Annotated in this window: 16 protein-coding genes; all 16 read right to left on the bottom strand. The window is 62.8% G+C overall.

Annotated features, from left to right (window positions below):
• Positions 1–96 precede the first annotated feature (96 nt).
• On the bottom strand, positions 97–1182 hold the full coding sequence (locus tag EKL15_RS14285) for an acyl-CoA desaturase (RefSeq protein WP_100395662.1): 1086 nt from the start codon (positions 1180–1182) through the stop codon (positions 97–99).
• On the bottom strand, positions 1179–2261 hold the full coding sequence (locus EKL15_RS14280; protein ID WP_203089830.1) for an acyl-CoA desaturase: 1083 nt from the start codon (positions 2259–2261) through the stop codon (positions 1179–1181). Before EKL15_RS14280 ends, EKL15_RS14285 begins: the two co-directional genes overlap by 4 nt.
• Positions 2254–3387 carry a sterol desaturase family protein gene (locus EKL15_RS14275; protein WP_100395661.1) on the bottom strand — a complete coding sequence of 378 codons (1134 nt, stop codon included), beginning with the start codon at positions 3385–3387 and terminating at the stop codon, positions 2254–2256. The genes EKL15_RS14280 and EKL15_RS14275 overlap by 8 nt, the downstream gene beginning before the upstream one ends.
• Entirely contained in the window at positions 3384–4001 is a 618-nt protein-coding gene (locus EKL15_RS14270; RefSeq protein WP_084827675.1) for a phosphatase PAP2 family protein, read from the bottom strand. The genes EKL15_RS14275 and EKL15_RS14270 overlap by 4 nt, the downstream gene beginning before the upstream one ends.
• Complete coding sequence (locus EKL15_RS14265; protein ID WP_203089827.1) at positions 3998–5284, bottom strand: F390 synthetase-related protein; 1287 nt, start codon at positions 5282–5284, stop codon at positions 3998–4000. Before EKL15_RS14265 ends, EKL15_RS14270 begins: the two co-directional genes overlap by 4 nt.
• Entirely contained in the window at positions 5281–6087 is an 807-nt protein-coding gene (locus EKL15_RS14260; protein WP_100395659.1) for an MBL fold metallo-hydrolase, read from the bottom strand. Before EKL15_RS14260 ends, EKL15_RS14265 begins: the two co-directional genes overlap by 4 nt.
• Positions 6080–7096 carry an NAD(P)-dependent oxidoreductase gene (locus EKL15_RS14255; RefSeq protein ID WP_060439745.1) on the bottom strand — a complete coding sequence of 339 codons (1017 nt, stop codon included), beginning with the start codon at positions 7094–7096 and terminating at the stop codon, positions 6080–6082. The genes EKL15_RS14260 and EKL15_RS14255 overlap by 8 nt, the downstream gene beginning before the upstream one ends.
• A complete protein-coding gene (locus EKL15_RS14250) occupies positions 7093–8100 on the bottom strand; it encodes a 3-oxoacyl-[acyl-carrier-protein] synthase III C-terminal domain-containing protein (RefSeq protein WP_074026772.1) in 1008 nt (335 codons plus the stop codon). Before EKL15_RS14250 ends, EKL15_RS14255 begins: the two co-directional genes overlap by 4 nt.
• Positions 8101–8373: 273 nt before the next feature.
• Positions 8374–9051 carry a respiratory nitrate reductase subunit gamma gene (gene narI / locus EKL15_RS14245; protein WP_049194698.1) on the bottom strand — a complete coding sequence of 226 codons (678 nt, stop codon included), beginning with the start codon at positions 9049–9051 and terminating at the stop codon, positions 8374–8376.
• A gap of 2 nt (positions 9052–9053) precedes the next feature.
• Positions 9054–9776, bottom strand: coding sequence for a nitrate reductase molybdenum cofactor assembly chaperone (gene narJ / locus EKL15_RS14240; RefSeq protein ID WP_060439744.1), 723 nt, complete (start codon positions 9774–9776; stop codon positions 9054–9056).
• Positions 9773–11317 carry a nitrate reductase subunit beta gene (gene narH / locus EKL15_RS14235; RefSeq protein ID WP_100395656.1) on the bottom strand — a complete coding sequence of 515 codons (1545 nt, stop codon included), beginning with the start codon at positions 11315–11317 and terminating at the stop codon, positions 9773–9775. Before narH ends, narJ begins: the two co-directional genes overlap by 4 nt.
• The gene (locus EKL15_RS14230) at positions 11314–15075 is read right to left on the bottom strand and encodes a nitrate reductase subunit alpha (RefSeq protein ID WP_203089824.1); all 3762 of its coding nucleotides are present in this window, start codon (positions 15073–15075) and stop codon (positions 11314–11316) included. The genes narH and EKL15_RS14230 overlap by 4 nt, the downstream gene beginning before the upstream one ends.
• Before the next feature lie 292 nt (positions 15076–15367).
• Positions 15368–17227, bottom strand: coding sequence for a carbohydrate binding domain-containing protein (locus tag EKL15_RS14225; protein WP_100395847.1), 1860 nt, complete (start codon positions 17225–17227; stop codon positions 15368–15370).
• Between the two features lie 11 nt (positions 17228–17238).
• Positions 17239–17982, bottom strand: a complete 744-nt coding sequence (locus EKL15_RS14220) for a glycosyltransferase family 2 protein (RefSeq protein WP_060424048.1) — start codon at positions 17980–17982, stop codon at positions 17239–17241.
• A 7-nt stretch (positions 17983–17989) separates the two neighbouring features.
• On the bottom strand, positions 17990–19045 hold the full coding sequence (locus EKL15_RS14215; protein ID WP_060424051.1) for a glycosyltransferase family 4 protein: 1056 nt from the start codon (positions 19043–19045) through the stop codon (positions 17990–17992).
• A 1-nt stretch (position 19046) separates the two neighbouring features.
• Positions 19047–19952 carry a glycosyltransferase family A protein gene (locus EKL15_RS14210; protein WP_038876980.1) on the bottom strand — a complete coding sequence of 302 codons (906 nt, stop codon included), beginning with the start codon at positions 19950–19952 and terminating at the stop codon, positions 19047–19049.
• Between the last annotated feature and the right edge of the window lie 3 nt (positions 19953–19955).

The raw sequence follows: 19955 nt of genomic DNA, 5'->3' as shown, positions 1-19955 counted from the left end.
CTGTGGCCGTTGATTCACAGGGGGAAAGTCTACTGGAAGGGCACATATCGTTCAATTAGTGAACTGCGTAACGCCTCGCACAATCCACATGCAACGCTAATGCGGTTTGCGCCCCATCGCGCTGAGGAAGCGCTGCTGCAGGCGCAACAGCTCCTCCAGCTCCAGCAGGCGGTAATCGATGCCGAAACGCGGCGCCACCTCGCCGATGATGCGGCTCAGCGCCGGGTAATGGCGGTGGCTCCAGTGCGGGAACAGATGATGCGTCAAATGCAGGTTCGCCCCGCCGAGCCAGTATCCCAGCCAGCGCGGCCGGGTCAGCCAGTCGAAGGTCGTGGCGAACACATGGTGATACCAGCCGTGCGGCATCGCACCCTGCGCCGGCGCCTGATAAAAATTGGCTTTGGCCCAGTGGGTGCCGATGATCAACATTACGAACAGCAATGAAGAAAGCATCTGGCTCAGCAAATAGACCAGCAGAATTTGCCCGATGCCGATGGCCGGCGGCAGCAGCCAGCACGGGATCGCCAGCGCCAGCAGCAGGTGCGCCGCCTTGCCCGCCAGAAATCCGCACCAGCCGCGCACGCCCTGCTGCGCCATGCGCGCCGCCACGCGGGTGCGGCCCGCCCGGTCCAGCCAGTCGAACAGCCAGATGTAGTACGGGAACGTCAGCGCCGCCACCAGCGGCCAATAGTAACGCTGGGCGCGCATAATGGGCCGCCAGCGCTGGAACGGCGTTTGCCGCAGCACGCCATTGGCGTCGATGTCAGGGTCGTAATGTTCGATATTGTTATGGGCATGGTGAAACAACACGTGGCGCACGCGCCAGCAGTCGGGATCCAGCCCCAGCGGGACGCTCACCAGGGCGTTCAGCCAGCGGTTGGCCCAGGGCCGACGGAAAAACGCGTTATGCGAGGCGTCGTGCACCACGTTCACCGTCAGGAACATGCCAATAAAGATAAAGCCGAAATAACAGGCGAAAAACGCCCAGCCGTTTTGCTGCTGCAGGCTCAACCCGTAACACAGGCCGCACAGCACCAACAGCAGCGCCACCTTCGCCAGCATGCCGCCGTCGGCGAAGCGGTGATCGCCGTTGGCCGCCAAATAGTGCTGGGCGGCCTGCATCAGCGCGCGATGTAGCCCGCCGTCATCGCGCCGATAGGCTAACGGGCGCAGCGGTTTCATGGCTGCCCCATAAGGCGCAAGAAGCGCTGTTGCTGCGCCAGCAGTTCGCGATAGCCGATGCAGCGATATGCCATGCCGTGCCGCTGAGCCACTTCCGCCACCGCGGCGGCCAGTGCCGGATAGTGGCGGTGATTCCAGCCGGGAAACAGGTGGTGGGTGAGGTGATAGTTCAGCCCGCCGGTCAGGTGTTCCAGCCAGCGCGGCTCAGGCTGCCAATCGCAGGCGGTGGCGAAATTGTGCCGGTACCAACCGTGCGGCATGCTGTCGCCCGCCGGCGCCGGGTAAAACTCGGTCTGCGCCCAGTGGGTGCCCAGCAGCAGGAACACCACCAGCAGCGAGGCAAACATCTGGCTGAGCGCGTAAGCCAACAGCACCCAGCCCCAACCGATGCCGTGCAGATGGCACAGGATCAGCGGCACCACCAGCACCAGCGCCACATGGAGCAATTTGCACAGCACGAACAGCGCCCAACCGCCGCGCCCCGCCAGCACGCGTTTTTCCCGCAGCGGCGTTTTATTGAGCCGATCGGACCAATCGAAAATCCACGCGATGTAGGGTAGCGAGAGCGCGGCGATCAGCGGCCAGTACAGATGCTGATAGCGCATATGCGGCCGCCAGCGCTGGAACGGCGTCTGGCGGAAAAAGCCGTTCTCTTCGGTGTCCAGATCGTAGTGTTCGACGTTGGCGTAAACGTGGTGGTAATCCACGTGCCGCGTGCGCCAATAGTCCGGATCGACGCCCAGCGGCAGCGTCACCAACCGCCCCACCAGGCGATTGGCCCAGGGCGCGCGCAAGAAGGCGTTATGCGAAGCATCGTGATTGACGTTGACGTTGAGCAGCATGCCCATGGCCACGAACAGGAAATAGCAGAGGAAAAACGCCCAGGGCTGATGCTGCATCAGGCTCAGGGCATAAAACCCGACGCACAGCGCCAGCAACAGCGTGGCCTTGGCCAGCCGCGCGGTATCGGCATAGCGATGATCGCCCGTCAGGCAGGCGTGCGCCGCGCGCTTGAGATCGCGGTGAAACGCCTGCTCGCCATCGGGGGGGAAACGCAGCGGCGGTAATGAGTCAGCCATGCGGTTCCTCCACGGCGGCCGGTGCGGCCACTCGCCCCCAGCCCAGCGCCACGCAGAGGGCATGCAGCGCCACGGCGGCCATGGCGATATGCCAATAGCGCTGCGGCCAGCCAAGATAGCCGATAAACAGCAGCGGCATGCCCAGCGCGATCAGCAGCCAGACGGCGCTCGCCCACGGCCGCCCTTCCGTCATGCCGCCCAGCGCCACCGAGCCCAACGCCAGCAGCACCAGCAGCGCCATTTGCGGCCAGCTGATGTCGCCGTAACCGTAACCGTATTGGTAGACGTAACCGACCACCAGCGAGAACAACAGCATGGCGCCGCTGAAGACGCTGAACGCCGAACGGCGGTCGCGCGGCCGGCCCGGCGCCGGGCGCCAGGCCAGACGGAAATAGCGCAGGAACGGCAGATTACTCGCCCAAAATGGGTTGGCAGACGGCCGATCGCCGCTGACGCCGTAGCTGAACGGCGTGGTCGGTAACGCCGGGCAGAACGTGCCGAACAGCTTGTCCCAAAAGATAAAGCTGCCGCCGAAGTTCTTATTGGAATACGCCATGTCCTTGACGTGGTGTACCCGGTGGTGCGCCGGCGTGACCAGGATTTTTTCCAGCACGCCCAGCTTCGGCGTCAGCGCATTGTGGTTAAACAGCTGAATGCTGTAGTGAAAAATCGACACCGTGACGAACACCGACAGCGGCACGCCCGCCAGCGCCAGCAGCAAAAAGAACGGGATCGACGTCAACGACGAATACCAGGAGTTGCGCACCCCCAGCGACAGGTTGAAGTGCTCCCCCTGGTGGTGCACCACGTGTACCGCCCACAGCACGCGGAAGCGGTGGTGCAGGCGATGCAGCCAGTAGAAACCGAAGTCCCACGCCAGCAGGGCGAACAGCCACATCAGCAGCGGCGGCCAGGCGTCCAGCAGCCCCAGGCTGAAATGCGCGGCCACGTAGCCGTAACAGGTGATCTCCAGCCCGCGGAACAGCCACAGCATAATATGGCCGGAGTTCAGGTTGAACACCAGATCGTGCCAGTTGACCGGCTCACGGCGCCCCCACTGCAGCGCCACCGCCTCGGCCACCACGATGAACAGCATGAACACTATCGGCAACGCCAGATCGCTCATCCTACTTCTCCTTTAACCACGCGCCGGCGTAGGGCCTCTATGCGCAGGGCCAGCCAGCCGGCGAACAGCGCCAGCAGCGCACCGCCGGCCAGATCGACAAACAAATGGCGGCGCAGCTGCAGGATGGAGAACGCGATCGCCACGCCCCACAGCATCCACAGCGCCGTCCGCACTTTGCGCTCGCCGTCGCTCAGCGCCCACACCGCCAGCACCGTCAGCGCCATGTGCAACGACGGCAGGCAGTTTTGCGGCGAATCCACCTGCGTTAACGCCGCCAGCAGCTGCGCGCTGAGCCCAACGCCCTCGTTCTGCGGATAGGCCATGGTGGTCGGCCACAGCAGGTAAACTGCCCCGGCGCCCAGCGCCGTCAGCTGCATCGCCAGCGTCAGCCATTTGATTCGCTGCAGCGGCGCCAGCAAATAGCCCGCCGGGACGATGAGGAAGAACGACAGATAGAGCCAAATGGCCGCCGGATTAAACGGGATCGCCCGGTCAAGCGCCGATGGCGGCAGCAGGGTTCCCGCCCCCTGCAGGCGATCGGTCAGGCTATACACCACCCCGACCGTCCCCCAGCCGAGCAACATGTGCCCTAGCCTGAACAGCATCTTTTTCATGCTTCCTCCGCCTGGCGCACGATGCGTCGCCGCTTGCGATCGAACTGCGGTAACACCGCCTGCTCCGTCAACCGCCATTCGAGCCGATCGGTGGCGATGCCCTGGCGAGCGAACAGCGCGATCAGCTGCGCCTGGCAGTGCGCCAACGCCGCCGGGCTGCAATCGGCGATCAGCTCCAGCCGGTGCTCGCCGCGCTGGATCAGGCGGTAATCACTGGTCAGCGGCAACGCATTGGCGATCGTCCGGCTGCAGGCATCGGCGAACACCGCCTGCGGCTGGCGCTGCGCATCGGGTAACATCAGCTGATCGTCGCGCCGCCCTTCGATACGCGCAATCGCCCGCGTCGGTTGCCCGCACGGGCAGGGTTCCTTGCGCAGCACCAGCACATCGTCCAGCCGATAACGCACGATCGGCTGCGTGCTGCGGGTGAAATCAGTGATCAGCGGCGTAAAACGCTGCTCGTCGATCCACTGCGGTTCGATATGCAAAAACTCTTCGTTCAGATGCAGCGTGCCGTGCGCGCAGGTGGCGGCAAGAAACCCCTCGGTGGCCTGATACACTTCGCCGACCGCCGGAAACACCTGCATCAGCAGGCGGCGATCCTGCTCTTCCAACACCTCGGCGACCGAGATCGCTTTTTTGACCGGCAGCTTCACCTGCCCGGCCAGCACCGCCAGCGCCAGGGCACGCAGCACCTGCGCCGGGGCCACGATGATGCTGGGCGCCTGCCGTTCCAGTGCGGGCAGATGCTCGCTGAACGGCGCGAGCAGATCGTAAAACGCCAGGCTCAGCCAACGGTTGTTTACGCTGTGATAGAGATTATTGTCCGCCCGCAGAAACAGGGCGACGCGCTCGCCGGCCAACAGCCCGTCCGGCAGCATCTTCGCCAGCATGCCACCGGCCCACACCTGCTGTTCGCGCGGGCTGACGACAAACACGCCGCGCTGCCCGGAGGTGCCAGACGACAACCCGACGCTGTAGCGCCCGATCTTCGGCGTGAAATCGCGATCCGCCTCGCTGCGCTGCGCGCAGGCCAGCACCGCCTCTCGGCTCAGCCCGGCGGTATTCATCCGGTCAAACTGCGCCATCATCAGCGCCTTGTCCATCTGCGGCCATTCGGCGAACGGGCGGCGGCTGAAGCGCTGAAAATAGGGGCTCTTGCTCAGCACCCGGCGGGCAAAGCCCGCGAGCTGCCGGGCCTGATGCGCCTCCAGCGCCGCACGATCGCCAAAGCGCAGGCGCCGGGCGCGGAAATAGTGCCACAAGGTCATGAAGGGGATCACAGGTCCCCCTCGTGGCACAGCAAAATGTTAACCTGGCCGCCCGCCCACAGCTGGTTGAGCCGTTCCAGCGTGCGGGTGTACGCCGCCGCATCGTCCATCACCAGATTGGCCAGGCGCGAAGGCCCGCGCAGCATCTGGTAGCTCTGCGGCGACCAGGCGGCGTCGCTGGCCAACAGCGTCCAGCCGGCGTCGGTGAGAATAAAGGCGCCGATATGGCCGGCCGCATGCCCCGGCAGCGGCACCAGCACGATCTGCCCCTCGCTGCCCGGCAGCGCGTAACCGCGATCGAACGGCGCCAGCAGCGCGGGCAACGCCACCGAGGGAAAAGCCTCCATAAACTGCAGACGACTCTCGAAATCCGCCGGGATCAGGCCGGGAATAAAGGCGCGCTTGAGTGCTGCGAAACCGCGCAGCCCACGGGTTTGCTGCCAGCCTTCGCCGGAGCAAATAAAGTCGAGGTGGCTGAAATCCTGCAGCCCGGCGATGTGATCCGCGTGAAAATGCGAGACGATCAGCGCCTGGATGTCGCCTTCGGCGTAACCGGCTTCGCGCAGCTGATGCGCCAACGACTCGGCGGGATCGAAATAGACCGGCGTCATGCGGCGGTAAAGGCTGAATACCCCCGACTGCGTGTGCTGCTGAAAATAATGCGCGTAGCCGGTATCCCACAGCCAGCGGCGCTGCCCCACCTCCAGCAGATAGGCGCGTGCCGGGAATTTACACACCCGGAACCCGGCGCCGCGCAGCGCCATGCAGCCGATATGCGTGCAATAGCCCACTTCAAATACGGTGACCTTAGCCATGCGGTATGCCTCCTTGCTGCCGCAGCCACTCGCCGGTCAGGCGGATCCCCTCCTCCATCGAGTAACGCGGCCGATAGCCCAGCTCTTCGATCGCGAGGGTCTGGCTCAGAGTCATGTCAAAATGCACCGCCGCCACGCTGTAGCGCGTCAGCAGCGGTTCCTTGCCGCTCAGGCTTGCCCACAACTCCATGCCGCCGGCCAGCGCCTGCAGCAGCGGATACGGCACGGCCTGCAGCCGGTAACGCAGCCCCAGCTCCTGGCGCAGCAGCGCATCCAGCATCTCCGCCAGCCGCTGCGGTTGGTGGTTGGTGATGTTGTACACGGCGCCGGACGGCAATCCGCGTTGCCGGCTGGCCAGCTCCATGGCGTGCACCACGTTGGGAGCAAAGGTCAGATCCAGCAACGCCTGCCCGCCGCCGGGCAGCCGCAGCACGCCGCGATCGCGTTCGAGCTGTTGCAACAGCCGCGGCACGATCACCCGATCGTGCGGGCCAAATAGGCCGCGCGGCCGCAGAATAATATAGGTGGTTTGCGGGTAGATCTTCGCCTGCGCCAACAGCCGCTGCTCGGCGGCGTGCTTGCTGGCGGCATAGTGGTTGGCGAAGCGCCGGGCGCGATAACCCTCATCAAGATCGTAATGCGGCTGAAAATCGAAGTAGATTGCCGGCGTGGAGATATGCACGAAGCGCCGCACGCCGCAGCGCCCGGCCGCCTCCGCCAGCTTGTCCGTCGCTGCGGCGTTGATGCGGTGAAACTCCGCTTTGCTGCCCCAGGGCGATGACTTGGCCGCACAGTGCCACACCCACTCGCAGTCGGTCACCAGCTCCCGGCACTGCTGCGGCGTGGCCTGCGCCAGATCGAGCGAGTAAAATTCGGCGCCCAGCTGGCGCAACGCTTCGCCGGCCCGCTCATCGCGGCCGGTGGCGCGCACCTGATGCCCGGCCTCCAGCAACCACTCCGCCGCGTTGCGCCCCAGCCCGCTGGTCGCCCCGGTCACCAGCACCCTCATGGCAGCAACACCATGCCGGCCAGCGCCAGCCCGGCGGCGGTGCCGATCAGCATCACCGGCTGGCCGGGGTTGAAGCGCCCGGTGGTCACGGCGGCATGCAGCGCGGTCGGGATAGACGCCGCCACCTGGTTGCCGTGATGGCGGTAGATGTCCACCAGCGCCTCGCTGGAGACGTGCAGCCGTTTGCGCATATGTTCGAGCGACAAATGGCTGGCCTGGTGCGGCACCACGGTGGCGATCTGCCCCAGGGTCAAGCCGCTGGCGCTCAGCAGCCGGTCGAGGTAGTCCTCAATCAGCGCCGACGCCTGACGGAACAGCGGCTTGCCCTGCATATGAAACAGGAAGTCTTGCTCGCACATGCCGGCGCGCGGGTTGCGGCGCGTGCCGCCGGCGCGGATCTCGCACAGTTCGCTGCCGGCGGGATAGGTTTCCACCAGGCTGGCGAGGATGCCGCTGGCGCCGTCGCCGCGCTCCACGATGGCGCAGGCGGCGCCGTCGCCGAAGATCAGCGACGACTCTTCGTGCTGCCAGTCGATGCCGCGCGAAGCGAGATCCGCCGAGACGATGGCGATACGCCGATACGTCCCGGCGTTCAACAGCCCCGCCGCCACCTGCAGCGCAGAGATAAAGCTGACGCAGCTGCTGTTGATGTCGAAGCCCGGCGTACCCGGTGCCAGCCCGGCAACCTTGAGAATATGCGCGGCGGTGCACGGCAGCGCCTGCACCGCTATCGCCGAGGCGGAGATCAAAAGGTCAATGGAGGCTGCCGGAATGGCGCTGCGGGCCAGCGCGTCTTGCAGCGCGGCGGCGGCGAGATCGGCCTGGCTGGCATCGTCGGCGGCGTGATAGCGGTAAACGATGCCCGAGCGTTTTTCAACGTAGCCGGCCGGTTTCCCCAGGCGGGCATCGAGCGTAGAGGAGGCCACGCGGTTGGGCGGCAACGCGGCCCCGGTGGCAATGATTTTCAGAGGCAACAGCTCGGGTGAGCGACATTGTGTGGTCATTATTGTTATTGATTAACCTGACTATCCATAAAGCGATTCTCCCGCACGGCGCAAAGGCTATGCGGATCATCCCCGGTTTTTATGTCCCAAAAGGCCTTTCATCAAGGCGGTATCTCTTGTTATCAGCTGGTGCGGGCCGACGTCCGTCGGCGGAAGCATAAGCGTAACATTACTGAGATATTCAGTTTACGGCAAGGCGGCGAGAATGAGCAGACGGCAGGGGAATTATCGGAATAGCGCCGCCGCTGGCGATCGGCGGCGGCGGGGTCAGGCTCAGCGGCGGTTGCGCACCAGCTGGTAACGGCGGGTCAGATACTCTACCGGCGCACTCCAGATATGCACCAGGCGGCAGAACGGGAACAGCACGAACAGCGTCATGCCCAGCACCATGTGCAGCTTGAAGATAATCGCCACGCCTTCCAGGTGCGCAGAGGCGCCGGCGTGGAAGGTCACCACCGCCTGCGCCCAGGCCACCAGCTTCATCATTTCGCTGCCGTCCATATGCTGGGCGGAGAACGGAATGGTCAGCAGGCCGAGGCACACCTGCACCACCAGCAACGTCAGGATCATGATGTCGGCGAAGCTGCTGGTGGCGCGCACCCGCGGGTTGGTCAACCGGCGCTTCAGCAACAGCGCGCCGCCGATCAGCGTCATCAGGCCGCAGGCGCCGCCGGCGATCATCGCCAGCTTCTGCTTCACGTCGATCGGCAGGAAGGCCTCATACATCCAGTGCGGCGTCAGCATGCCGAGGAAGTGGCCCACGAAGATGCCGATAATACCGATGTGAAACAGGTTGGACGCCAGCCGCATGCCCTTTTTATCCAGCATCTGGCTGGAGCCGGCGCGCCAGCTGTACTGCCCGTAGTCGTAACGCAACCAGCTGCCGATCAGGAATACCGCGCCGGCCAGATAAGGGTAGATATCGAAGAAGAACTGATTCAAAAATTGCATGATTAGCGTCCTTTGGTTCCGGTTAACGCATCCGTCAGGTCCAGATACTGTGGTGCCACCGCGCCGGCGAAGCGCCGCTGGTGCGCCGTCTGCTGGGCGGAGGCGCAGCCCTGTTCGCCGAGAAACTTGACCTGCTCCTCTTCCCACACCGCATCCAGCGCCTGCGGCGTATCGTCACGTGCCTCTTGCGCCACCTGGGGCTCCAGCGTCTGGGCCTGCACCTCGCTGCCGGACAGCGCCAGCAGCAGATCGAACAGCACCGCATACGGGCTTTCACGCTGTTGCAGGCGCGCGCCCAGCAGCGCCAGGATTGGCGCGATGTCCTGCAGCCCTTCACGCGCCTGCGCCGCACTGCGGCTGGCCAGATACTCCAGATACAGCGGCAGGAAATCCGGCAGCTCGCGGCTGTCGATCTCCAGCCCGGCGGCGCGGTACTGCGCCATCAGGTCAACCATCGCCTGGCCGCGATCGCGCGACTCGCCGTGCACGTGCTCAAACAGCAGCAGCGAGGTGGCGCGGCCGCGATCGAACAGCTCGCAATAGTCGGCCTGCACGTCCAGCAGCGGGCGGGCGCACAGGCGGCGGATAAACAGAATCAGCTGCGCGCTGTGGTGCAGATCCAGCTCGCTGGCCGGCTCCAGCGCTTCGATGAGCGCCTGCTGATGGTCAAACAGGACCTGCTCCGGGTAATCCAGCAGGCGGGCGATCACTTTCAGGCTGATCATGAGGCATCCTCCGGCCGCGCGGTTTTCGCGGTCACGTCGATGGCGTCGATACGGCGGCTGTTGAACAGGTTGAACTTGCCGTCGCTGCCGTGGCAGCCGTCGCCGAAGCTGAAACCGCAGCCTTTGCTTTCCGGGAAGGCTTCGCGCGCCAGCTCGCGGTGGCTCGACGGCACCACGAAGCGATCTTCATAGTTGGCGATCGCCAGGTAGCGGTACATCTCCTGCGCCTGCGCTTCGCTCAACCCAACCTGCTCCAGCGCGCTGGTGTCCACCACGCCGTCGACGGTTTCCGCCCGCTTGTAGTGGCGCATCGCCAGCATGCGCTTCAGCGCCAGCAGCACCGGTTCGGTATCGCCGACGGTCAGCAGGTTCGCCAGATACTGCACCGGAATGCGCAGGCTCTCGACGTCCGGCAACACGCCGCTGTGCGCCAGCTCGCCGGCGTCGGCGGCGGACTGAATCGGCGACAACGGCGGCACGTACCACACCATCGGCAGCGTGCGGTATTCCGGGTGCAGCGGCAGCGCCAGCTTCCAGTCCATCGCCATTTTGTACACCGGCGACTGCTGGGCGGCTTCAATGACGCCCTGCGGCACGCCGTCCGCCAGCGCCTGAGCAATCACCTTCGGATCATGCGGATCGAGGAAGATATCGAGCTGGCTCTGGTACAGATCCTTGTCATTCTCCACCGCCGCCGCCTGCTCGATGCGGTCGGCATCGTACAGCAGCACGCCGAGGTAGCGAATGCGGCCGACGCAGGTCTCCGAACACACCGTCGGCTGCCCGGCTTCGATGCGCGGGTAGCAGAAGATGCACTTCTCGGACTTGCCGCTCTTCCAGTTGAAGTAGATTTTCTTGTACGGACAGCCGGTCAGGCACATGCGCCAGCCGCGGCACTTGTCCTGGTCGATCAGCACAATGCCGTCTTCGCCGCGCTTGTAGATCGCCCCGCTCGGGCAGGTGGCGACGCAGGCCGGGTTGAGGCAGTGTTCGCACAGGCGCGGCAGGTACATCATGAAGGTGTTTTCGAACTGGCCGTACATCGCCTTCTGCAGGTTGTCGAAATTCTTGTCCTGCGAGCGTTTTTCGAACTCCCCGCCGAGGATCTCCTCCCAGTTAGGGCCGCTTTCGATCTTGTTCATGCGCTGGCCGGTGATCAGCGAGCGCGGGCGAGCCACCGGCTGGTGCTTGCCCTGTTTGGCGGTATGCAGATGCTGGTAGTCGTAATCGAACGGCTCGTAGTAGTCGTCCAGCGCCGGCACGTCCGGGTTGGCGAAGATTTTCGCCAGCACGCCGACGCGGTTGCCCATGCGCGGTTCCAGCTTGCCGTTGATTTTACGTATCCAGCCGCCCTTCCATTTTTCCTGATCTTCCCAGGCGTGCGGATACCCGACGCCGGGCTTGCTTTCCACGTTATTGAACCAGGCGTATTCCATACCTTCACGGCTGGTCCAGACGTTTTTGCAGGTGACCGAACAGGTGTGGCAACCGATGCACTTGTCCAGATTCAGCACCATGCCGACTTGCGAACGAATTTTCATTTGCTGTTCTCCTGCTGACTGCCCTGCGCGTAGTCGTTGCCTTCGTCGTCCAACCAATCAATGCGGTTCATCTTGCGCACCACCACGAACTCGTCGCGGTTGGAGCCGACGGTGCCGTAGTAGTTGAAGCCGTAGGCCAGCTGCGCATAGCCGCCGATCATGTGGGTCGGCTTCGGACAGGCGCGGGTCACCGAGTTGTGGATGCCGCCACGCTGGCGGGTGATCTCCGAACCCGGCAGATTCACAATGCGCTCCTGCGCGTGGTACATCATGGTCATACCGGCCGGGATACGCTGGCTGACCACCGCGCGCGCCGTCAGCGCGCCGTTGGCGTTGAAGGCCTCGATCCAGTCGTTGTCCGCGATGCCCAGATCTTTGGCGTCGTCTTCGCTCAGCCAGACGATCGGGCCGCCGCGCGACAGCGTCAGCATCAACAGGTTGTCGCTGTAGGTGGAGTGAATGCCCCACTTCTGGTGCGGCGTCAGGAAGTTCAGCGCCTTCTCCTTGTTGCCGTTCGGCTTGCTGTTGAGCAACGGCTGCGCGGCGCGAGTGTCGATCGGCGGCCGGTATACCAGCAGGCTTTCACCGAAGGCGCGCATCCACTCGTGGTCCTGATACAGCTGTTGACGGCCGCTGATAGTGCGCCACGGGATCAGCTCGTGCACGTTGGTGTAACAGGCGTTGTAGGAAACGTGTTCGTCTTCCAGACCGGACCAGGTCGGGCTGGAGATGATTTTGCGCGGCTGCGCCTGAATGTCGCGGAAGCGAATTTTCTCGTCTTCCTTGTTCAGCGCCAGATGCCGGTGATCGCGGCCGGTGACGTTGCTCAGCGCCTCCCAGGCTTTTACCGCCACCTGGCCGTTGGTTTCCGGCGCCAGCGACAGGATCACTTCCGCCGCGTCTATTGCGCTCTCAATCTTCGGCCGCCCCGCCGCCGGGCCGTCGGCCTTGACGTAGTTAAGCTGCTTGAGGAAGTCGACCTCGGCTTGGGTGTTCCAGCTGATGCCCTTGCCGCCGTTGCCCAGTTTGTCCAGCAGCGGCCCCAGCGAGGTGAAGCGCTCGTAGGTGGCCGGGTAATCGCGTTCAACCGCGATGATGTGCGGCGCAGTTTTGCCCGGGATCAGATCGCACTCGCCTTTCTTCCAGTCCTGCACGCCGTAAGGCTGCGCCAGTTCGGCGGCGGAATCGTGCTGGATAGGCAGGGTCACCACGTCGGTTTCCTGACCCAGATGGCCGACGCACACCTCGGAGAAGGCCTTGGCGATGCCCTTGTAGATCTCCCAGTCGCTCTTCGAATCCCAGGCCGGATCGACCGCCGCCGACAGCGGATGGATGAACGGGTGCATGTCGGAGGTGTTCATGTCGTCTTTTTCGTACCAGGTGGCGGTCGGCAGCACCACGTCGGAGTACAGGCAGGTGCTCGACATGCGGAAATCGAGCGTCACCACCAGATCCAGCTTGCCTTCGCCGCCCTGCTCGCGCCATTCCACTTCCTGCGGCTTCACGCCGCCCTGCTGGCCGAGATCTTTCCCCTGAATGCCGTTTTCGGTGCCCAACAGGTATTTGAGCATGTACTCATGGCCCTTGCCGGAGGAGCCCAGCAGGTTGGAGCGCCAGACAAACAGGTTGCGCGGGAAGTTCTGCGGATTGTCCGGCTGCTCGGCGGCGAAGCCCAGCGTGCCGTTTTTCAGGCTATCGACGGTGAACTCGACCGGCGACTGACCGGCCGCACGGGCCTGCTCCGCCAGGCGCAGCGGGTTGGTGCCCAGCTGCGGCGCCGACGGCAGCCAGCCCATGCGCTCGGCGCGCACGTTGAAGTCGATCAGGCTGCCGCCGAAGCGCGACTTGTCCGCCAGCGGCGACAGCAGCTCGTCGGTGCCGACGGTTTCATAGCGCCATTGGCTGGAATGGTTGTAGAAGAACGAGGTGCTGTTCATGTGGCGCGGCGGGCGCTGCCAGTCGAGGCCGAACGCCAGCGGCAGCCAGCCGGTTTGCGGCCGCAGTTTTTCCTGGCCGACGTAGTGCGCCCAGCCGCCGCCGCTCTGGCCGACGCAACCGCAGAAGATCAGCATATTGATCAGGCCGCGGTAGGTCATGTCCATGTGGTACCAGTGGTTGACGCCGGCGCCGACGATGATCATCGAACGGCCGTGGGTCTTCTCGGCGTTTTCCGCGAACTCGCGGGCAATGCGAATGATGTTGTGACGCGACACGCCGGTGATCTGCTCGGCCCAGGCCGGGCTGTAGGCCTTGACCTCGTCATAGTCGGCGGCGCAGTTGGCGTCGCCCAGCCCGCGTTCCAAACCGTAATTGGCAAGCTGCAGGTCATACACGCTGGTCACCAGCGCTTCGCTGCCGTCCGCCAGCTGCAGGCGTTTCACCGGCAGCTTGTGCAGCAGGATCTCGTCCAGCGCCACGCTGTTGAAATGCTCGCTGTCCGCGCCGCCGAAGTACGGGAAGCCCACCTCGGCCACGTCGTCATGCATGCCCAACAGGCTGAGCTGCAGCTCGATTTCCTGTTGCGACTTGCCCTCGCGCTGTTCCAGGTTCCACTTGCCCTTCTCGCCCCAGCGGAAGCCGATGGAGCCCTGCGGCGCCACCAGATCGCCGCTGCGGCTGTCGATAGCGACGGTTTTCCACTCGGGGTTGTTTTCCTGGCCCAGCCCGCCCACCAGATCGGCGGCGCGCAGCAGGCGGCCGGCGGCGTAATGGCCGCCTTCACGCGCTTCCAGCAGCACCAGCATCGGCATATCGGTATAGCGGCGCACGTAGTCGCGGAAGTAGCCGACTTCGCGATCGAGATGGAACTCTTTCAGCATCACGTGGCCCATCGCCAGCGCCATCGCGCTGTCGGTGCCCTGCTTCGGATTCAGCCAGTGGTCGCACAGCTTGGCGACTTCAGCGTAGTCCGGCGTCACCGCCACGGTTTTGGTGCCCTTGTAACGCACTTCGGTAAAGAAGTGGGCGTCCGGGGTGCGCGTCTGCGGCACGTTGGAGCCCCAGGCGATAATGTAGGAGGAGTTGTACCAGTCGGCGGATTCCGGCACGTCGGTCTGCTCGCCCCAGGTCATCGGCGAGGCCGGCGGCAGATCGCAATACCAGTCGTAGAAGCTCAGGCAGGCACCGCCGATCAGCGACAGGTAGCGGGCGCCGGCGGCGTAGGACACCATCGACATCGCCGGGATCGGCGAGAAGCCGATGATACGGTCCGGACCGAAGGTTTTGGCGGTATAGACGTTGGCGGCGGCGATCAGTTCATTGACCTCCTGCCAGCTGGAGCGGACGAAGCCGCCGCGGCCGCGCGCCACCTTGTAGCTTTTGGCTTTTTCCGCATCGCCGACGATAGAGCCCCAGGCCGCGACCGGATCGCTGTGCTGCGCTTTCGCCTCGCGCCACAGCTTGAGCAGACGCTTGCGCATCAGCGGGTATTTCAGCCGGTTGGCGCTGTACAGGTACCAGGAGTAGCTGGCGCCGCGCGGGCAGCCGCGCGGTTCATGGTTGGGCAGATCGGGCCGGGTGCGCGGGTAGTCGGTTTGCTGGGTTTCCCAGGTCACTAGGCCATTCTTCACGTAGATCTTCCAACTGCAGGAACCGGTACAGTTCACGCCGTGGGTGGAACGCACCACTTTGTCGTGCTGCCAACGGCTGCGATAGCCGTCTTCCCAGTCGCGGTTGGTGTTCAAGGTCTGGCCGTGCTCGCCAGAAAAAGGCTCCGCCAACTGCTTGAAATAGCGGAAACGGTCTAAAAATTTGCTCATCCGGAATGCTCCTGAAGGCTCTTGTCGTTATAAGAAGACATGCTCAATCTGCCGCCAGCCTACTGACGGCCAACCGGCAGCAAATTGATTGCGATCAAGAGAAAGCGGGAGGCGACGCGCGTATCGGGTGAGAAATACCACCAAAGTATAGGTGTGGGAGGTGATGTTAATCGGTTGAATTTAAATGAATAAAATAGACTGTCATGACAAAGACTGGCGGAAGGGAGGCAAGGCGGGGTATTTGGGGGTAGGACGCGGGAGAGACCTCCCGCGTGACGTTCACTCGACGCATTCAGCGCTGGAGCCACAGCGTCGCGGTGCCCACGGCGGGCAACGCCAGCGCGATCTCCGCCCCCCCATCCTGCTGCCGCCAGCCCGCCGGAAGGCGCAACCGGGTGCTTCCCTCTCGATAGTAAGGATTGGCTACCAGCAGCAAGGCGCGATCGCCCAGAATAAACATCCGCGCCGGCATTTGCGGATCGCTTCCCGCCAGCGGCGTCGATTTTCCCGTCAGCAGATAAGGGGTGAAAGCGGCGATTTGCTGCGACACGGCAGCCACACCGCGCCAGGTGGCGTCAAACTCCCGTTGGTCGAAGCGGCCGGTTTTGCGCTTGTAAAACAGATCGGTATAGGAATAAAACAACAGCCCCTTGGCGCCGCCGATCAACGCCTGCCAGGCCTGGTTGCGGATTTCCGCCTCTGACGGCGGATGTGGCTTACGGCGGGCGTCATAAGCGGCGTGATCCATGATTTGCATCACCACCCAGGCCCCGCGCGACTGGCGGGCGGCCTGCACCGTGAGTTCGGTATAACGCGTGGTGCGCGTCAGATCGCTATCGTTCCCCACCGGGTATGGGTCGGTCGCCAAAATGTCGCTGCTGTTGAAGTGAGCGTCCAACTCCCCGGTTTTGTTCAACACCTGGAAGGTGGGGTGATCGCCGTCAAGCTGCTTTATTTGCAGGTTTTTTTCCTCGATCTTATCGAGATATTCCGGCCCCAGCTCATCGTTGATATACCAGGCGAGCAGGTTGGGCTGAGAGCGCAAGCGCTGCACGTACCAGGCCGTCAGCGCCGCGTAATCGCCACCGCGCGCGGGCGGCGCGAAGCGGCTGCCGCGGTACTGATCTTTGACGGAGTAAATCACCAGCAGCCCGCGCTGGCGTGCGTTGCGGAAAAAGGCGTAAGGATCTTTCTTCTCCCCATAATCATAATTCAGCACCGTGTTGAATCCCGCCGATGCGATGCGCGCCAAATGCTCATCGGTAGCCACGTTGGCGTAAATACCCAACGGGAAAAGCCGTTGACCACCGCGTACGGTAAAGCCTTCGCTGTCGATCGCCACTTTGGCCGCAGGCTGCCCGACGCGAAAAGACAGCTCGCTGCCCTGTGCCGACTGGGATTGCTGCCCGGTGACCTGCTGACGCAGGCGGTATTCCCCCTGGGCCAGGCCGGTCGGCAGTGGGTATTCGATCCGGCGCTGCCCTTCAACCTGATAACGGTCGCGGCTACGGTGAACAACCTGCCCCTCAGCATTGAGCAATTCGCTGTCGACTTGCAAACGCTGCGGCTGCGGAGTGACCAACAGCGTGTCGACCTTCCCCTGCGCCGACGCGCCGAGCTGATACAACGCCGGCGTAGACGCTCGAGCACACGCATAGGCGTCGTCAAACCAGGCGGTACCGGTGCTCCCCTTGCGCAGATAGACGCCAAAAGTGACTCGCGCCGCCTGCGGCGGCACGGTATAGCTGGCGCTCACCTGCCGCCAGCCGCTGTCGCCGGTCACCCCTGCCGGATAGCTGCCTTCCAGAAAGCGCCCCTGCGCATCGAAGCTCTGCAGATAAACCCCGGCACCGCCGTCGCGGCTTTGCCCGCGTACGCCATGGGTCTTGAGCCAGACGCCGAAATCGATCGTCTGCCCGGGCGCAACCCGCAGCATCTGACTGAAGGTGCGGTACTGCGCGGCATCTGCATTGTCATAACGCAGACTGCCACGGCCGCTGTGTGCATCGCCGTCGGCCTGTGCGCCCTGCGCACGCCAGCCGCTAAGCCCCTGCTCAAAGCCGGGGTTGGCCAACAGATTGGGTTGGCAGCTTTGCGCCAGAGCCGAAGCGCTCCACCAGGCGCAACAGCCCAGAGCCGCCATCTGATACATCCCCTTCATGGTCATTTCCTTTTCACCACGGCGTTGAACAGATAAGTGGCGAACAGATAGCAGGATTTCTGGTAAGACAGCCCCAAATGCTGACGGTAAATCCGCCATTGCCAGTCCGCGGCGCGGATTTTGTTGCCCGACAGCGAATGGGTAGACAATCGGTAACAGGCCAGCGGTTCGGGAATGCAGTAGGCCAGGCCGTTACGCGCCTTCTGCAGCACCGCCAGCCACATCAAATAGTCCTCATGACCCACTTTTTGCTGATACACCTTACCGATGCGCTTCTGGTTGTAGATGCCGGTGAGATTGCCGATCCAGTTGCTTTTCAACATGTCCTGATAGCCAATAAGCTCATCCGCACCCCGGGTGTTTTTGATCAACTTCAGGTCGTCTTCGAAGGTGTAATAATGGGAACACACCACGTCGTAGCGGCGGGTTTGCAAAATGCTCGCCTGGCGCGACAGCTTGTTGGGGAGCCATACGTCATCGCTGTCGCAGAAGGCGATATAGTCGCCCTTCGCCGCCTCAATGCCGATGTTGCGCGTTTCCGCCACGCCCTGGTTATGCTCATTGCGTATGTAGGTGAGGCGATCGTGGATAAACGGCCGCACCACCTCAGCAGTATCGTCGGTGGACGCATCATCGATCACATACAGGTGATAATCGGTAAATCGCTGATTCAGCACGCCTAGAATCGACTCTTTAATAGAGTGCGCCGCATTGTAGGCCGGCATTATCACGGATATCTTTTCCATTCTGTCCTCACTCGGTGAGCTGTTGCCACTCGGGATAAATACGTTCGGGAGAAAAACGACGGGACTTCTCTAACGCGGCGAGAGAAAAGTGCTCGCGCAAACCCGGATCGAGCATCAGTTTGATCACCCCTTCGCTGAAGGCGGCGGCGTCGTCATCGGGCACCAGATAGCCGTTGACGCCATCGTCTATCAACTCGGCCGGGCCGGTCTTGCAGTCGTAGGCCACCAGCGGCAGGCCGAAACTCATGGCTTCGATCAGCACCATCGGCAACCCTTCATAGCGAGAAGTCATCAGATACAGGCTGGCTTGGCGATAATAGGCCGCCACGTCGGCGGTGGCCGGCAGCAGGTTCACCTGCCGCTCCAACCCGGCGTCTTCAATCTGCCGCCGCAATGCGTCGCGCTCCGGACCGTCGCCAATAATCAGCAGCCGCCAATCCGGCGCCTGCGCCGCCACTCCTCGCCACAACGCGATCAGACGATCGAAGCCTTTCTGATTGCTCAATCGCCCCACCGCCAGCGCCACTTTTTTCTGCAGCGTCGGTGTCGGCGCCTGCGTGCCGAACGGTGAAACGTTCTCGATCACCCGGCATTTTCCGGCCCCCACCCAGCGAGCGATGGCGTCGCTATCTTGCCGCGTCAGGAAAATCACGCGGTCACACAGCCGGTAAACCAGCAACTTCAACCACTTAAATACGCGCGGGTACTGGTGAAAGCTGACGTGTTCACTCAACAGCAGCCGGCTGCGGGCACAGAACAAACGCAGAAAAGGCGTCATCACCACCGACAGTTTCCCCATGGAAACGGTAATGATCACATCCGCGCGTTCACGCCGCAGGGCCATCGCCAGCCGCCATGGCCAGAACAGCGAATCGCCGCCGCCGCAGCGCAGCCGGACGTCGTTCGCCAGCGGAAAGAAGCTCCGCTCGCCAAACAGCGAAAACAGCGCCACCTCGTAGCCCGGCAGACGCGCCAGCGCATTGGCCAAACCGCTGGCGACCCGTTCAGTTCCGCCCTTGCCCGCTATATTTTCGATAACGATGATTACCTTGCGTGGTTGCATATCATCTCCTGAATCCCTGGCGCACATTGCGCAGCAGCCGGCCGCCAACCGAGAACAACCCCAACCGCGCCAGACAATCGCCATACCATTTGATCATCTTGAACTTGCCGCTCAGGCTGCGCCGCACGATGCGCGACGAGTAATAATTGAACGCCTGGGCGTTCTCCGAATACAGCGAGGCCAGCAGGTGCTTGCAGGCGAATCCGCTGATATGGCGATCGCTGGGGCTGAGGAAGGTATTGATAAAGCGATCGCTGGCCTCCAGATTAAGCTTCGCCGTCATGCGCCCGTAGCGCCCTACGTCGAGAAACACCCCTCCGCCGGCGTCGTGCGCCACATGCGCGCCCAAATTGGTGGCATTGACCAAAAAGCCCCAATCCTGATGCTTATTGAGGAACTCGGGAAATAAAAAGCGGCGATCGCTTTTTTTACGTATGCTGATGGTGGATGAACGAATATCGCCCATTTCCAGAAAAAGAAAATCTTCGCCGGAAGAACCGGATTTGTAGTGGAAGTTGAAGTCACGTACCGAATCGCCGCTCACCTCCGCATAGTTACCGAAGATAATATCAATATGGCGATCTTCATGTTTATTCATACGGCGGATAATATAGTTGGTTGTGAAGTAATCATCGGAATCGAGAAAAAACACGATCTCCGATTGCGCCAACTTGATGCCTAAGTTACGCGATACCGCCGCATTGCTCTTCTTTTTTTTCTCGTGCAGCATCACATTGCTATTGGTTGCTGCTATCTGGCGAATATATTTAATATCATCCTCGTCAGAGCAATCATCAACCAAAATCACCTGATAGTCGAACCCCTGGCAAGCGTTAAAAACCCGCTTCAGAGTTTTAGGCAGATAGCGTGCACTATTGTAAATAGGGATCACGATCGAGAAATCCATTTC

The sequence above is a fragment of the Serratia sp. 4542 genome (genome assembly GCF_016805595.1).
Lineage (GTDB): Bacteria > Pseudomonadota > Gammaproteobacteria > Enterobacterales > Enterobacteriaceae > Serratia > Serratia nevei.
Note: the sequence above shows the minus strand (reverse complement) of the source record. Positions and strands in the feature narration are given on the sequence as shown.

Coding starts and splice junctions, on each gene's coding strand:
- EKL15_RS14285 (WP_100395662.1), bottom strand. CDS start 1,182: ATGAAACCGCTGCGCCCGTTAGCCTATCGGCGCGATGACGGCGGGCTA.
- EKL15_RS14280 (WP_203089830.1), bottom strand. CDS start 2,261: ATGGCTGACTCATTACCGCCGCTGCGTTTCCCCCCCGATGGCGAGCAG.
- EKL15_RS14275 (WP_100395661.1), bottom strand. CDS start 3,387: ATGAGCGATCTGGCGTTGCCGATAGTGTTCATGCTGTTCATCGTGGTG.
- EKL15_RS14270 (WP_084827675.1), bottom strand. CDS start 4,001: ATGAAAAAGATGCTGTTCAGGCTAGGGCACATGTTGCTCGGCTGGGGG.
- EKL15_RS14260 (WP_100395659.1), bottom strand. CDS start 6,087: ATGGCTAAGGTCACCGTATTTGAAGTGGGCTATTGCACGCATATCGGC.
- EKL15_RS14255 (WP_060439745.1), bottom strand. CDS start 7,096: ATGAGGGTGCTGGTGACCGGGGCGACCAGCGGGCTGGGGCGCAACGCG.
- EKL15_RS14250 (WP_074026772.1), bottom strand. CDS start 8,100: ATGACCACACAATGTCGCTCACCCGAGCTGTTGCCTCTGAAAATCATT.
- narI (WP_049194698.1), bottom strand. CDS start 9,051: ATGCAATTTTTGAATCAGTTCTTCTTCGATATCTACCCTTATCTGGCC.
- narJ (WP_060439744.1), bottom strand. CDS start 9,776: ATGATCAGCCTGAAAGTGATCGCCCGCCTGCTGGATTACCCGGAGCAG.
- narH (WP_100395656.1), bottom strand. CDS start 11,317: ATGAAAATTCGTTCGCAAGTCGGCATGGTGCTGAATCTGGACAAGTGC.
- EKL15_RS14230 (WP_203089824.1), bottom strand. CDS start 15,075: ATGAGCAAATTTTTAGACCGTTTCCGCTATTTCAAGCAGTTGGCGGAG.
- EKL15_RS14225 (WP_100395847.1), bottom strand. CDS start 17,227: ATGTATCAGATGGCGGCTCTGGGCTGTTGCGCCTGGTGGAGCGCTTCG.
- EKL15_RS14220 (WP_060424048.1), bottom strand. CDS start 17,982: ATGGAAAAGATATCCGTGATAATGCCGGCCTACAATGCGGCGCACTCT.
- EKL15_RS14215 (WP_060424051.1), bottom strand. CDS start 19,045: ATGCAACCACGCAAGGTAATCATCGTTATCGAAAATATAGCGGGCAAG.
- EKL15_RS14210 (WP_038876980.1), bottom strand. CDS start 19,952: ATGGATTTCTCGATCGTGATCCCTATTTACAATAGTGCACGCTATCTG.